The sequence below is a fragment of the Kineosporia sp. A_224 genome, assembly GCF_002198655.1.
Lineage (GTDB): Bacteria > Actinomycetota > Actinomycetes > Actinomycetales > Kineosporiaceae > R-H-3.
This window is the reverse complement of record NZ_MWLN01000063.1, coordinates 1-14,479: the sequence shown is the minus strand read 5'-3', so window position 1 is coordinate 14,479 and position 14,479 is coordinate 1. Positions and strand designations below refer to the sequence as shown.

General features: G+C 76.2%; 10 protein-coding genes. 4 read left to right on the top strand and 6 right to left on the bottom strand.

All coding sequences use genetic code 11. The annotated features are described in order from the left end of the window. The 4 genes from EDJALFJO_RS05200 to EDJALFJO_RS05185 form a co-directional block, all read right to left on the bottom strand. Positions 1 to 2,781 (bottom strand): DUF4011 domain-containing protein (locus EDJALFJO_RS05200; protein ID WP_143448302.1); only part of this gene is annotated, 2,781 nt, incomplete at its 3' end. Beyond that, positions 2,778 to 3,995, bottom strand: coding sequence for a M48 family metalloprotease (locus EDJALFJO_RS05195; protein WP_088282900.1), 1,218 nt, complete (start codon positions 3,993 to 3,995; stop codon positions 2,778 to 2,780). The genes EDJALFJO_RS05195 and EDJALFJO_RS05200, both read right to left, overlap by 4 nt. 160 nt (positions 3,996 to 4,155) lie before the next feature. Continuing rightward, the gene (locus EDJALFJO_RS05190; protein WP_088282898.1) at positions 4,156 to 5,052 is read right to left on the bottom strand and encodes a hypothetical protein; all 897 of its coding nucleotides are present in this window, start codon (positions 5,050 to 5,052) and stop codon (positions 4,156 to 4,158) included. A 49-nt stretch (positions 5,053 to 5,101) separates the two neighbouring features. Continuing rightward, positions 5,102 to 5,704, bottom strand: coding sequence for an RNA polymerase sigma factor (locus EDJALFJO_RS05185; RefSeq protein ID WP_198950023.1), 603 nt, complete (start codon positions 5,702 to 5,704; stop codon positions 5,102 to 5,104). Between the two features lie 666 nt (positions 5,705 to 6,370). On the opposite strand from EDJALFJO_RS05185, the gene EDJALFJO_RS05180 reads away from it, so the two are divergent. The 3 genes from EDJALFJO_RS05180 to EDJALFJO_RS05170 all read left to right on the top strand — a co-directional run bounded on the left by EDJALFJO_RS05180 (position 6,371) and on the right by EDJALFJO_RS05170 (position 9,048). Continuing rightward, the gene (locus EDJALFJO_RS05180) at positions 6,371 to 7,324 is read left to right on the top strand and encodes a GGDEF domain-containing protein (protein WP_143448301.1); all 954 of its coding nucleotides are present in this window, start codon (positions 6,371 to 6,373) and stop codon (positions 7,322 to 7,324) included. Positions 7,325 to 7,391: 67 nt separating this feature from the next. Continuing rightward, positions 7,392 to 8,345 (top strand): alpha/beta hydrolase, encoded by a 954-nt coding sequence (locus EDJALFJO_RS05175; protein ID WP_088282894.1) that lies wholly within the window; start codon positions 7,392 to 7,394, stop codon positions 8,343 to 8,345. 73 nt (positions 8,346 to 8,418) lie between these two features. After that, complete coding sequence (locus EDJALFJO_RS05170; protein ID WP_088282892.1) at positions 8,419 to 9,048, top strand: hypothetical protein; 630 nt, start codon at positions 8,419 to 8,421, stop codon at positions 9,046 to 9,048. A 118-nt stretch (positions 9,049 to 9,166) separates the two neighbouring features. Here EDJALFJO_RS05170 and EDJALFJO_RS05165 read toward each other — a convergent pair whose 3' ends face one another. Beyond that, positions 9,167 to 11,020, bottom strand: a complete 1,854-nt coding sequence (locus EDJALFJO_RS05165; RefSeq protein WP_088282890.1) for an acyl-CoA dehydrogenase — start codon at positions 11,018 to 11,020, stop codon at positions 9,167 to 9,169. A 165-nt stretch (positions 11,021 to 11,185) separates the two neighbouring features. Between EDJALFJO_RS05165 and EDJALFJO_RS05160 the strand changes: the two genes are divergently transcribed. After that, a complete protein-coding gene (locus EDJALFJO_RS05160) occupies positions 11,186 to 11,686 on the top strand; it encodes a MarR family winged helix-turn-helix transcriptional regulator (RefSeq protein WP_088282888.1) in 501 nt (166 codons plus the stop codon). A 24-nt stretch (positions 11,687 to 11,710) separates the two neighbouring features. On the opposite strand, the gene secD is transcribed toward EDJALFJO_RS05160, so the two are convergent. After that, positions 11,711 to 14,338 (bottom strand): protein translocase subunit SecD, encoded by a 2,628-nt coding sequence (secD, locus tag EDJALFJO_RS05155; protein ID WP_088282886.1) that lies wholly within the window; start codon positions 14,336 to 14,338, stop codon positions 11,711 to 11,713. Positions 14,339 to 14,479: the final 141 nt, after the last annotated feature.

Genomic DNA, 14,479 nt, shown 5'->3' with positions numbered 1-14,479 from the left:
CCCCGGCGCCGCGGCCCGGCCGCGCTCCGCGAGCGGCAGGACGAGCAGGCCGACCTCCGCGACGGCCAGCGCCTCGCCGAGCCGCAGCGCCGGGGCACCGGCGTCGTCCGGCCAGGCCACGCCGTCCGGGGCCTCGGGGCGGGAGACCGCGCGGAGCGTGGCGAGCACGTCACGGACCGCCTGCGCCGCCTGCGGGCCGCGGACGGCGACCTCGGCGTCCGGCCGGGTCGCCGCGAGCACGCCCGGTGCGAGGAAGCGCCCCGGGCTCGCCGCGAGCACCGGCTCGGCGCCGGTCGAGGCGAGCGCGGCCGCGACCCGGTCGACGACCGGCCGGGCCGCCCACCAGGCGGCCGCGGTCGGCAGCATCCGGCGGACCGCCGGCAGGGCGCCGTCCGACCAGGCCTGCGCGCGCAGGTCGACGAGCCGCTCGAGGAGCTCACGGGTCGTCGGCCCGCCGCCGGCGGTCGGGGCGCCGACGGCGCTCTCGTAGCCGCGCACCCGGGAGAGCTCGGCGTCGATCGCCGCGACGACCTCGCGGCGGGTCTGCTCGACCTGCTCGGGGTCGGGGCCCGCACCGGCTGTCCAGGCTTCGTAGGTGTCCCGCAGGCCGTGGACGAACGCCTTCTTGTCCGCCTGGCTGTCGTGGATGAGGCAGGTCAGCTCGTCGAGGCCCTGCTGGCGCAGCCGGGCGTGGACGACGTCGATCGCCGCCCGCTTCTGGCAGACGAAGAGCACCCGCCGGCCCTGCGCGACGTAGTCGGCGACGAGGTTCGTGATCGTCTGCGACTTGCCGGTGCCCGGCGGGCCCTGGATGACGAACGACTCGCCCTCGCGGGCCCGGGCCACCGCGGCGACCTGGGAGTCGTCGGCAGGGACGACGAGGTACCGGTCGGTGAGCGCGAGCTCGCGCCGGTGCGGCGGGTCGAGCGGGCGCGGCTCGAGGGAGAAGACCCGGTCGAAGGCCGCGCACGTCGTGCCGCCCTCGACGAGCTCGGTGAAGTCCCGGACGAGCGACATGGTGCGGTAGTTGAGGTTCGCGACCGTCAGTGCGCACAGGTCGACGTCCCACGCGTACGGGTTGCCGGCTGCGCCCCGGTCGAGGCTGTAGGTGTCGGTCTCCCGGACGACGCCGCCCGCCGGGTCCGCCGCGTGCGCCGTCGCCGGGTCGGTGCGGGGCGCCTCGCCGAGCACCGTGCCGAAGGGCGCGGGCCGGTGCGCGACCCGGTCCCGGAAGAGCTGGATCCCCAGCGGCGCGTAGTCCTTGCGGCGGTAGGAGTAGGCGTACGAGCGCCGGCCGACCTCGAGCCGGCCCGCGCCGGACCGGCTGCGCGCCGCGGCCCGCTCGAACGCGTCGAGCCGCACGAGCGCCCGCTGCCGGACGAGCTCGACCCGCGGCCGGTCCTGCAGGGTCAGCGTGACCGCGGGTTCGGACGCCGCGATCTGCCGCGCGAGGTCGGCGTGCAGCCCGGCGACCCCGCCCGCAGGTGAGTCGTCGGCGAGGTCGACCCGCTCCGGCAGGGTGAGCCCGTAGAGCACCGAGAGCTGCTGCCGCAGAGCGGGGTTGACCTCGGCGGTCGTGCCCTCGGCGGTGAGCACGTAGCTGTCCCGGACGCCGCGCTTGCGGGTGAGCGTCACCGGCAGCAGGAGCAGCGGGGACGAGATCCGCTCGCTCCGCTCGCCCTTGAGGTCGTGCCAGCGCAGGAACGCGACGACGAGCCGGAGCTGGGCGGTGCCGTACTCGGCGCGGTCCCGGCGGGCCTGCGCGATGATCCCGTCGAGGATCGCCGCGGCGTAGGGGGCGTCGTCCCAGCGCAGGACCGATCCGAGCACGAACCCCTTGCCGGACAGCACCTTCTTCGCGACGGCCGGGGTCCACGTGAAGAGCTGCTCGGGCCGGATGTTGCGGACGTCGAGGAGCAGCGGCACCGACGCCTCGGTGAGGTCGAGGGACTGCCGGCTGCTGCGGAAGTGCACGAGCCGGTTGCGGCGCGAGAGGTCGAAGAGCCTGTCCCGCAACGCGACGAGGACGGCGCGGCGGCGGTCGGCCTGGGCGCCCGCCCCGGCGAGCACCTGCCCGAGGTCGAGGTCGACCGGGGCGTCCCGGTAGTCCTCGAGCCGGTCGGCCAGGGAGAGCACGTCCTGCGCCCGCTGGTACCGGTCGGGGTCGGACATCTGGGTGGCGACCTGCGCGACGACGGGGTGGATCCGCGGGTTCAGGGCGAAGAGGTTGCCGCGGGCGGCGGCGAGCCGTTCGACGTCGTCGGCGAGCGCGAGGTCGAGGCCGCAGGCGAGCGCGCAGAGCAGGCCGCCGAGGTTCGCGACGTCGGTGAGCGCGTCGTGGTGGCCGAGGACGTCCTCCCAGGTCTGCCAGCCGGGCACGAGGACGGGCCGGGTCACGTCGTCCGGCGTGAGCGGGGCGGCCGGGTCGCGCGGCTCGAGGACGTCGCCGCGGTACCGCGCGTCGCCGCCGGCGACGTCGTGGGTCACGGCGCCGCGACCGGTGACCTCGACGGCACCGGACTCCTGCGGCCGCTGGACGGCGCCGAGGCGGGCGTCCTCCCGGTGCGGCGGGCCGGCAGCGGCCGGGTCGACGAGCAGCCGGTAGCGCTCGTCGGCCGTCACGCCGGCCAGCCCGCGCAGCGGCGCGACCTGCCCGTGGGCGTGCAGGTCCGCGACCTGCCGCAGGAGCGGCACGAGCGCGGCGACGAGGTCGTCGGCGCCGAGGCCGCCGCGCTCGCGGGCGAGGTCGACGAGCGACTGGACGGAGGCGTGGACGCTCATGCGGGGCCTCCGGCCGCGGCGACGAGCCGGTCGAGGGTCGCCGCCGGGACGAGGCGCTCCCGGGCCGCCGCGTCCGCGACGGCGGCCCCGAGCCCGGTCGAGGCCGCGAGGGCGAGCGCGGCGCGCCGGCCGCCGTCCTCGAGGTCGGGGTCGACGGTCGCGAGGTCGAGCAGGACGTACGCGAGGTAGCGGCGGGTGGCGTCGGTCGCCGAGGCGGGCACCGAGAACGTGGCGGCGGCGCCGGGGGTCGGCGCGACGTCCGGGAAGAACTGCCGCGCGTGCGCGAGGACGGCGTCGGTCGCCAGGGCCGGGTCGGCGAGCATCGCCTCGACGACCCGCCGGGTCAGCGTCTCGAGCCGCTCCCGGTCCAGCAGGTCGAGGGCCTCGAGGTCGAGGCCGGTGCCGAGGACGGCGGCGACCGCCTCGTCGCCCTCGTCGGGCGAGCGGGACCACGCCTCGAGCGCCCAGGCGCGCAGCACGGTCTCCGGGTGGCTCCGGCCGGGTGCGGCGCCGGCGGCCGGGTCGACCGACCGGGCCTGCGCGAGGAAGGCGTCCGGGTCCGCGGAGGCCAGGCCGGTCGTCGTCCGCACGAGGGCCGCCACTGCCGTCCGCAGGTCACCGCAGGCGAGCAGCGCTCCCCGGTCGGCCGCGAGCTCGGTCGCCAGGCTCCAGCGCCGGGCGGTCTCGACCCAGACCGGGGGTGTCCGGGCGTCGAGGGCGACGGCGTCCAGCAGCCGGTCGGCGACGAGCAGCGCGGCGCCGTCGAGGCGCCAGAGCACGTGGTGCGCGAGCTCGTGACCGAGGACGGCGGTGAGCTCGCCGGGGCCGAGCAGGTCCAGCAGCGGGCCGGAGAAGGTGACGACGGCCTCGCCCGAGGTGAAGAGCAGGGACGCGTTCGCGCCCGCTCCGCCCTCGAGCTGGTGCGTGCTCACCGGCACGTCGACCCCGAGGGCGGCCGCGGCGCGCCCGGCCGCTGCCGCGACCTGCGGGTGGGCGGCGGCGTCGAGCCGGTACGCGCCGCGGCGCAGCGCCTCGTCGAGGCCGGTGCCGTCGTCCTCGCCCGCGGCCTGCGCGAACGACGACCACGACGCGGGCTCGAGCATCCGCACCCGCTGGGCGACGGCCCGGTGGTACGGCAGCGCGTCGAACCCGCGCGCCCCGCCGGGGACCGGCGTCGCCCGCGTCCCCGGCCCGTCCGGCAGCCCCGTGCTCACCCGGCGCACTGTAGTGCGGGCCTGCGACGGTCCCGGGGACGCCGCCCGGACAGCACTGCGGCGGCGACCGGGGGGTGCGGTCGCCGCCGCAGCGGGGTGGGAGCCGGGTGAGGGGGACCGGGCTCCGTGAGGTGCGGTCCGGCGGCCGGGGCCGCTGCGGTCAGTGGCCCGTCCGGGTCTGCGACGGGTGCTGCGTCGGCGAGCCGCCGGGAGCGCTGCGGCTCGGCCGCGCGGTGGGCCGGTCGGTCGGCGAGCCGCTCGGGGCCGGGCGGGTCGCCGGCTTCGTGCCGGACCGGGTCGGCCGGTCGGACGGCCACCCCGAGGCCCTGCGGGTCGGGTCGGCCTTCGGGCAGCCGGGCAGGTGCCCGGCGTCGGCCTTCGTGCAGAGCTCGGCGACGAGCGCCGCGCAGTAGGCGGCGACCCGGTCCCTGCCGCCCGCGGCCCGGGCGAGGTCGGCGAAGGGCATCCCGGCCTTGACGGGCGAGGGCGTCGCCTTCGAGCGCCCGGCGCCGTAGGCCCAGCAGGCGACGAGCTGCTTCTCGTGGGTGCGGCGGTGCCCGGCGGAGTGCGTGCGGGTGGCGGACGGGCTGCCGGAGCGGGTGCCCGGGCCGGACGGTGCGGTGCTCGGCCGGTCGGACGGCGAGCCGGTCGGTGACGCGTGGGCGGCCGCGGTGCTGCTGCGGTGGTCGCCGCCGGGCACGAGCGGCATCCCGGTCGCGGCCATGGCGACGCCGCCGAGGCCGACCGTGAGCACGCTCGCGGCAAGGACCTTGACGGCGAGCAGGCGCCGCAGGGCAAGGGTTCGCACGGGGCTGTTCTCCTCGAGGAGGTGCGGGCCGGCGGGCGCGACGCCCGCCGCGGGGGCGGTCGGCACGGCCCTCCGGAACGCTGCCAGGGCAGCCTGCTCGCCGGGGAGCTCGGCGTCCGCGGGGTGCGGGCCGCGGGCGGCGGCGAGCAGCCCGACGAGGTCGTCGAAGGCGGGAGAGGCGGGCCGGGCGCCGTCGAGCAGCTGCTCGGACTGGCGCCGGCCGAGGCGGTGGCGGCTGAAGATGCTCATGTCACCTCCCTCAGCGCCGGGTGCCTCGACGGCGTTACGCGGCGGCCCGTCACGGCGTCGCCCGCCGTCGGGCCGGCTCCGCCCGTCGGGACAGCTCGGCGGCGAGCCGCTTGAGCCCGCGGTGCGCCGCGACCCGGACGGCGCCGGGCTGCTTGCCGAGCACCTGCGCCGCGGCGGCGACGTCGAGGCCGACGACGGCGCGGAGCATGACCGCCTCGGCCTGCTCGCGCGGCAGCGTGGCGACGAGGGCGATCGCCCGGGCGGTCGAGAGCCGCTCGACGGCGTCCGCGGCCGTGTCGTCCCCGGAGGGGCGGTCGGTGAACGCGAGGACGTCGTCGAGGACGACGGGCCGCCGTCCTCGCGACCGGTGGTGGTCCAGGGCGCGGTTGCGGGTGATCGTCGTGACCCACGCCCGGAAGCCGTCGCCGTCGCCGCGGAACGCAGGCAGGTCCCGGGCGACGTGCAGCCACGCCTCGGCCGCGACGTCCTCGGCGTCCGCGCCGACGAGGGAGGCCGCGTAGCGCAGGACCCGCGGGTGCAGCGCCCGGTAGAGCTGGACGAAGGCGGCCTCGTCGCCGGCGCGCGCCCGCGCGAGCACCTCGTCGAGCGCATCCCGGGTCTGGTCCGGCGTCAGCGGTCGGCCCTCCCGCACGGGGCGTCCTCCGTGTCGTCCGGGGCGTTCCCGCGCCGGCGTCCGTGGACGGCGACGGCGGGGACGCCGGTGCTCCGCCGGGTGCGTGCCGCGGCACCCGGCTCCGGGCGTGCGGCGTCGTCCCCCGACGCTTGGCAGTGGTCATAGCGCTCGCGGGCCCCCCGGCGTTACACCTGCCGTGACGTCCGGCGCCCTGGGCGCGGCCCGGTCCGCCGCCCCGAGGCCCGCACCGAAGATCACTCCGCGTGGCGGGTGGGTCCCGTGTGACCTGCGGTGACGCGTGTGACAGGCGTTCCGTTCGATGTCCTGATCGGCCCCAGTGTCACGCAGGGTCATCTCGATGCCGAACCGCTTGCGCCGGTCTCGCGGGCCGCTCTCTCGCCCCATCGACGAGGTGACCACCCATCGTCACCGAACAAGATCGACAAACGTCTGAGCGTGATTGATCATGAGCAGACAGCGACACGCACTATTGGTGTGAACCACGCAAGAGCCTAGGATCATCATGAATCGCTCGACCGTCCGGCTACGGTTCCCTCACCGATGACGGACGGGTCGTCAGGTGCGGTGTGCGGCCCTCGGGCCGGCTGCCGCCCGACGTCCGCCGTGGTCGGTTGCCGCCGCGTCGGAGGGGCGTGGCGTGGCAACGACGGGCGAGGTGGTCGCATGGTGCGAGCGCGGGGTGTGTTCGGGCGTCGGCCGTCGGCCGTGCCCGACGAGGTGCCGTGGCGGTCGGTCGTGCCGGTGGCGCGCCGGGCTGCCACCCGCACCCACGTCGCCCGCCGCTGCATCGACGCGGTGCTCGGCTCCCTCGCCCGCCCCGGCGCCGTGGCCCGGCGCCGCGACGGGGCGGGTGCGCCCGGCGTCGACGACGCGACGGGGACGCCGCGGCTGCGCCGGCCGGCTCTGCTCCCGCTGTGGTTCGTCGGGCTGTCCGGACCGCTCGCGGCGCTCGGGGTGGCCCTCGTCCACGGCCGCCCGGCCGCCGCCCTCGCCTCGGCGAGCGTGGCGATGCTCTTCGCGTTCGTCCTGCTCCGGGTGGCGCGGCTCGTGCGCGGCGTCGAGCGGCAGGCGCTGGAGCTGCTGCGGCTGTCCGGCACCGACGCGCTCACCGGTCTGCCGAACCGGCGGGCCTGGGAGGAGTCGTACGCCGCGGTGCAGCGGCGCTGCGCCACGGCGGGCCTGCCGGTCGCCGTCCTCATGATCGACATCGACCACTTCAAGGCGTACAACGACAGCCGCGGCCACCTCGCCGGGGACCGGCTCCTCCAGGACGCCGGCCGCTCGTGGCAGGCGGCGCTGCGCCCCGGCGACCTGCTCGCCCGGTGGGGCGGCGAGGAGTTCGCCGCCTGCCTGCCGGGCTGCAGCGTCGAGGAGGCGCTCATCGTCTCCGCCCGGCTCCTCGCCGCGGTCCCCGACGGCCAGAGCGCCTCGGTGGGGCTCGCCGTCTCCGTGCTCGACGAGGAGCCCCGGTCCATCGTCGAGCGGGCCGACGACGCGCTCTACGCGGCCAAGCGGGGCGGTCGCTGCCGCACCGTCGTCGCGCCCGGCGTCCCCGCGGTCCGCACGATCGTCCTCCCCGACCACAGCGACGTGGCACCGACCGTGGCGGACGTCTGACCCGTACGGCAGCGTCGAGACAGAACCCAACCTTGACAACAAGCGTTGGTACGGTTCTGCTGGTCCCATGGAGACCAGCCCGAGCGCCGGCGCGCCGACCTTCGTCCGGGAGGACGCCGCCTTCGAGTCCCGCGGCGTCCGCTGCGCCGCCTGGGTCTACCGCCCGGCCGGTGCGGCCCCCGGGCCCGCGGCCGGCGGCGGCCCCGCCGTCGTCATGGCGCACGGCTTCGGCGGTGACCGGCGCACCCGGCTGCCGGCCTTCGCGGAGCGGTTCGCCGCCGCCGGGTACGTCGTCGTCCTCTTCGACTACCGCACCTTCGGCGACAGCGACGGGCAGCCGCGCCGCCTGCTGAAGATCCGCAGGCAGCACGAGGACTGGCGAAGCGCAGTAGCCTTCGCCCGCTCGCTGCCCGGCGTCGACGCCGACCGCGTCGTCCTCTGGGGGACGTCGCTGTCCGGCGGCCACGTGCTGCGGGTCGGAGCGCAGGACGCCCGCGTCGCTGCGGTCGTCGCCCAGGTCCCGCACGTCGACGGGCTCGCGAGCGCGCTCGCCCTGCGCCCCACGGTCTCGCTCGCGCTCGGCATCCGGGCGTTCGCCGACCTCGCGCTCGCCGCGGTCGGCCGCGGCCCGCACTACGTGTCGTCGATCGGGGCGCCGGGGTCGGGGGCTGTCCTGCAGTCGCCGGACGCGCTGCCCGGCTGGGAGCGGATGACCGCGCAGTCGCCCGAGCACGTGCCGGTGGCCGGCATCGTCGCTGCCCGGGTCAGCCTCGCGATGCCCTTCTACTCGCCGGGCCGGGCGGTGCGCGGGCTGCGCTGCCCGGTCCTCGTCCAGGTCGCGACGGACGACGTCGTCACGCCTCCGGGGGCGTCCCGGAAGGTCGCCGGGCGGATCCGCGACGTGCGGGTCCTGGAGTACTCCGGGGGTCACTTCGACCCCTACGTGCCGCCGCTGTTCGAGCAGGTCGCCGCCGACCAGGTGGCGTTCCTCGCCGAGAAGGTGCCAGTCCCGGCGCCATGACCGCCACGACAGGCACCACGACAGGCACCACGACAGGCACCACGACGGGCACCGCGGCGAGCACACTGGAGGGGTGCTCTTCGAGAAGCGGCTGCGCGACGGTCTCGCCGACGGCTCGGTGACGGTCGCGCTGCGGCGCTGGCGTCGTCCGCAGGTCGTCGCGGGCGGGGTGTACCGCACCGGCGGCGACGGGCCGAGGGTGCGGGTCGTGGCCGTCGACGTCGTCGCACCGCAGGACGTCACCGCGGACGACGCGGCGGCCGCCGGGTACGCCTCGCCGGCGGCACTGCTCGAGGCCGTCCGCGGGGACGCCGACCTGCCGCTCTACCGGCTCCGCTTCACCGTCGAGGAGGGCGAGGACCCGCGCGCCGTGCTCGGCGCCACCGCCGACCTCGGCCCGGGCGACGTCGCGGACCTGCTCCGCCGGCTCGCCCGGATGGACGCCGCGGCCGGTGCGCCGTGGACGTCGGTCGTGCTGCGGCTCGTCGCCGCGCACCCCGGGGTCGTGTCGACAGACCTCGCGCCCCGGGTCGGTCTCGACGGCCTCGAGCGGCAGGAGTTCAAGCTGCGCGTGCGCCGGCTCAAGGCCCTCGGGCTCACCGAGAGCCTGCTCGTCGGCTACCGGCTCACGCCGCGCGGCCAGGCCCTGCTCCCGCACCTGCCGATGGCGGACCGCCGTCCGCCGCCGCGCTTCACCACCTGAGCCGCGCGAGCCCGACCGGCTGCGCGAGCCCGACCGGCCGCGTGAGCCCGACCGGTACAGAGCGAAGCGCCGGGCACCCGTCGAAGGGCACCCGGCGCCTGCCGTCAGGGGTGGTGCGTCAGAAGGCCGCCTCGTCGAGGTCCATGAGCGCGTTGTCCATGGCCTCGGCGACCGCCCGCTCGGCCGCGATCCGCGGCAGCACGGTGCGGGCGAAGAAGCGGGCCGCCGCGACCTTGCCCTCGTAGAAGGGCTTGTCCTTGGCGGACGGCCCCTCGGCGAGCTTGGCGAGCGCGACCTCGGCCTGCTTGAGCAGCAGCCAGCCGATGACGACGTCACCGGTCGCCATGAGCAGCCGGGTCGTGTTCTGGCCGACCTTGTAGACGTTGCGGACGTCGCCGCCCTCGGCCCGCGGGTCGCTCGTCATGAGGGCGCCGACCATGGTGCCGACGATGCCCTGGACGTCGTCCAGCCCCTTGCCGAGCAGCTCGCGCTCGGTGGCGAGGGCGTCGTCCGCACCGCCGGCCTTGACGAGCTCGGCGATCTGGCCGGCGACGTGCTGGAGCGCGGCGCCCTTGTCCCGCACGATCTTGCGGAAGAAGAAGTCCATGCCCTGGATCGCCGTCGTGCCCTCGTAGAGGGTGTCGATCTTCGCGTCGCGGACGTACTGCTCGAGCGGGTAGTCCTGGAGGAAGCCCGAGCCGCCGTACGTCTGGAGCGACTCGGTGCCGAGCAGCACCCAGGACCGCTCCGACCCGACGCCCTTGACGATCGGCAGGAGCAGGTCGTTGACCCGCTCGGCCATCTCGTCCCGGTCGCCCGCAGCATCGGCGACCGCGATCGCGTCCTGCTGCGCCGCCGTGTAGAGCACGAGCGCCCGCAGGCCCTCGGAGTACGCCTTCTGCGTCATGAGCGAGCGGCGGACGTCGGGGTGGTGCGTGATCGTCACGCGCGGCGCGGCCTTGTCGGTCATCTGCGTGAGGTCGGCGCCCTGGACGCGCTCCTTGGCGTACGCGAGCGCGTTGAGGTAGCCCGTCGACAGTGTCGCGATCGCCTTGGTGCCGACCATCATCCGGGCGGCCTCGATGATCTTGAACATCTGCGCGATGCCGTTGTGGGTGCCGCCGACGAGGGTGCCGACGGCCGGGATGCCGTCGACCTCGCCGAAGCGCAGCTCGCACGTCGTGGAGGCCTTGAGGCCCATCTTGTTCTCGACGTTCGTCACGAAGACGCCGTTGCGCTCGCCCATGGCGCCGGTCGCGAGGTCGACGTGGAACTGCGGGACGACGAACAGCGACAGCCCCTTCGTGCCGGGGCCGGCCCCCTCGGGGCGGGCGAGCACGAGGTGGACGATGTTGTCCTGGAAGTCCGACACGGCCGACGTGATGAACCGCTTGACGCCGCTGATGTGCCACGTGCCGTCGGGCTGCTGCACGGCCTTCGTCGTGCCGGCGCCGACGTCCGAGCCGGCCTCCGGCTCGGTGAGCACCATCGTGGCGCCCCAGTGGTTGTCGACCATGTGCTTGGCCATGGTCTTCTGGTCGCCGTCGCCGAGCACGTAGAGGACCTTGGCGAAGGCGAAGCCGGAGCTGAACATGTGCACGGCCGGGTTGCTGCCGAGCACCATCTCGGCCATCGCCCAGCGCAGCGACGGCGGGATCGGGGTGCCGCCGATCTCGGCGGGGACGTCGGCCCGCCAGAACTCGGCGTCGACGTAGGCCTGGTAGCTCTTCCGGAAGGACTCGGGAGTCGTCACCGAGTGCGTCGCGGGGTCGAAGACCGGCGGGTTGCGGTCGCTGTCGACGAGGGACGGCGCGAGGTCCTCGACCGCGAGCCGGGCGACCTCGGTGAGCATGTCGTGCGCGACCTCGGCGTCGACGTCCTCGTACTGGCCCTGCCCGAGCACCTGGGCCCGCCCGAGGACCTCGAAGAGGTTGAACTCGATGTCGCGGAGGTTGGGCTTGTAGTGGCTCATGGCTGTCGCCCTCCATGTGTGTTACTCACGAGTAACCACATCATGCTACCCGTCGGTAACCTTGGCAAGCCCTGTCCGGACCAAGGTCCGTGCCGGGCCGGTGCGGCCGCCGGTTAGGTTCTCGGCACGCGACGGGCGGCGCACGGGCCGCCGCGAGGAGGTGCTGTGCGCGGGACCCGCACGCTCGAGGAGACCGAGCGCACCGTCGCCGAGCACCTCGCCGGGATGCCGCTGGACCTCGCCGCGCTCGCCGCCCTGCAGAACCTGCACCGGGCCGCCGCCGCCGTCCGCCGCCGCCTCGAGCAGACCGCCCTGCGCGAGGCCGACCTGTCGTGGACGGCGTTCGTCGTGCTGTGGACGCTGTGGCTCGACGGGCCGCGCGAGTCCCGGGACGTCGCCGCGGAGGTCGGTGTCTCGCGCGCGACGCTGAGCGGCGTCGCCGCCACCCTCGAACGCCGCGGCCTGCTCCTGCGGCGTCCGGCTCCCGCCGACCGCCGGCTCGCGATCTTCGAGGTCACGGACGCCGGCGGCCGCCTCGTCGACGACCTGCTCCCGGGCGTCAACGCCACGGAGTCGGCCGCGGTCTCCTGCCTGGACGACGCCGAGAAGGACGCCCTCGGCGTCCTGCTGCACCGCGTCGTGCTCGGCCTGCCCCGGGCGACGTAGCGCCGCCCGGGACAGGCCACCGCGTCAGTCGGCCGTGCCCCGCTTCACCGCGCCGCCCTTGTCGACGAACGCGTACGGGTCGGTCGGGTCCTCGGCGTCCGCCCACCGCCCGCCGCGGCCGGACGCCCCGGCACCCACCGGCGTCCGCCTCGCCTTCGGGCCGGGGCCGCCCGGCGCGGCGCCGGCCCCGATAGGCCCGGACGACCCGAGCCGGCGCGCCCGCAGCCGCTCGAAGACCGCCGCGAGCGGCACCGCCGTCGCGACCGTCGACCAGGTGCCGACGACGAGCCCGGCGAGCAGCGCCAGCGAGACGTCGCGCAGCGAGTCGCCGCCGAGCACCGTGAGCGCACCGAGGATCGCCATCGCGCCGATGCCGGTGTTGATGGTGCGAGGGAGCGTCTGCAGCACGGCCCGGGAGGCGACCTTGGCGAACGGCTCGCCGGGTCGTTCCCGCCAGGTCTCCCGGATCCGGTCGAAGACGACGACGGAGTCGTTGACCGAGATGCCGATGATCGTCAGCGCCGCCGCGAGGAACACCCCGTCGACGGGCCGCCCGAGCCAGGCGAAGAGCCCGACGACGGCGACGACGTCGTGGAGCATCGCGAGCACGGCCGCGAGCCCGAACGTCCAGCGGAACCGGAACGCCAGGTAGAGCAGCTGCGCCGCGAGCGCCACGCCGAGCGCGATGAGCGCGTTGTTCCGCAGCTCCTGGCCGAGCGTCGGGCCGACCAGCTCGTCGGACTCCTTCGTCACCTGCGGGTCGAGGGCCTTGAGCGCTGCCTCGATCTGTGCCGCCTCGTCGTTGCTGATCGGCCGGGTGCGGACCGTCACCTCCTCGGTGCCGCCCTCGCCCGTCACCTGGACGACCGCCGTCGGGAAACCGGCCTCGCCCACCGCCTCCCGGGCGGCCGTCACGTCGAGCTGGGACGACGTCGAGTACTGCAGGAGCCGCCCGCCGGTGAACTCGACCCCGAGGTTGAGCCCGCGCAGCGCGACCCCCGCGAAGCTCACGACGACGACGAGCGCGCTGATCGCGAGGAACATCCCGGTGCGGCGCGACAGGTCCGGCCCGCGCTCCTCGACGAACCGGCGCACGCGGCCGCTGCCGGCGACACCGGTGATGCCCGGATGCCGGACGGCCCAACGGTTGCGCAGCGCGATCTCGGCGAGCACCCGGGTCACGACGAGCGCCGACACCATCGACGCGAGCACACCGATCCCGAGCGTCACCCCGAAGCCGCGGACCGGCCCCGACGCCAGCCAGAAGAGCAGCCCGGCCGCGATGAGCGTCGTGACGTTCGAGTCGAGGATCGCGCTCCAGGCCCGGTCGAAGCCCGCGGTGAGCGCGCTGCCGAGCCGGGCCCGCGGGGTCCGGGCGGTGCCGCGCGCCGTCGTGGCGCTCGCGGCGTACTCCTCCCGGGCGCGTTCGAAGACGAGCACGTTCGCGTCGATCGCGAGCCCGATCGCGAGGACGAAGCCCGCCAGGCCCGGCAGCGTGAGCGTCGCGCCGAGGTAGACGAGGACGCCGTACGCGATGAGCGTGTACGAGGCCAGCGCGAGCGTCGCGAGCAGGCCGACGAGCCGGTAGACGACGGTGATGAACAGGGCAGTGAGCGCGAGCCCGATGATCGCCGCCCGGGTCGAGGCCTCGATCGCGCTGTCCCCGAGGGTCGGGCCGACCGTCCGCTGCTCGAGGACGTCGACCGGCAGCGGCAGCGAGCCGCCCCGGACGAGCGCGGCGAGGTCGCGGGCCTCGGCGTCGGTGAACTGGCCGGTGATCTGGGTCGAGCCGCCGCCGATGCCGACGTTGCAGCCGATCGACGGGTCGACCTGCGGGGAGGAGATGACCCGGTCGTCGAGGACGATCGCGACTCGGCGCTGCGGGTCACCGGGCTGGGCGCAGGCGGCGGCGCCGGTGAGCTGCTGCCACGCCGTCCCGCCGGGGCCGGTGAAGTCGATGGTGATGAACCAGCCCGGCCCCTGCTGCGGGTCGGTCTGGGGCGCGGCGTCGTCGACCGCGGAGCCGGTGAGGGCCGCCGGCCCGAGCTGCAAGGGCTGGCCGTCCTCGTCGGCGAGGGTCTGCTCCTTCGACGGGTCGGCCGGGGCGGCCGGCGCGGCGGCCGGGTCCCGGACGGCGGCCGGGTCGCCCGGGCCGAGCACCGGGTGGAACGTCAGCTGTGCCGTCCGGCCGATGACCTCGGCCGCCTCGCGCGGGTCCTGGACGCCCGGCAGCTCGACGATGATCCGGCGTTCGCCGGAGCGGGCCAGGGTCGGTTCGGCGACGCCGAGCGCGTCGACCCGCTTGCGGAGCACCTCGAGGGCGCGGTCGGTGTTCTCCGCGTTCGCGACGACGCCGACGCCGTCCCGGGTCTGGAGCACGATCTGGGTGCCGCCGCGCAGGTCGAGGCCGAGCCGCGGCGGGATGAGCAGCGCCGCGGCGAGGCTCGCGCCGACGACGAGGAGCGCGGCGAGCGCGCGGACGACGGTGCCGCGGCCGAGCGGCTCCTTGCGGCCGAGCGCGGCGTCGGCGGCCCGGCGGTCGCCCTTCGGGTCGCGCTCCGGGGTCTTCTCCGGTTCCTTCGTCGGGTCCTTCTTCGCGTGGAACGGGTCGTCGGTCGGGTCGTTCTCGGCGTTCTTGGGCGTGCGTGGCACGGGAGGCCTCCGGGAGGTCGCGCCGCGCGGGGTCGCGGCGGCGCTGTCGGGCGGGACGCGGCTGCCGCGCGGCCCTCCGGTCGGAGGTCAGGCGCGGCGCGGGTCCGCCGGGGGCGACCGGCCGGGGGAGACGACGAGGGG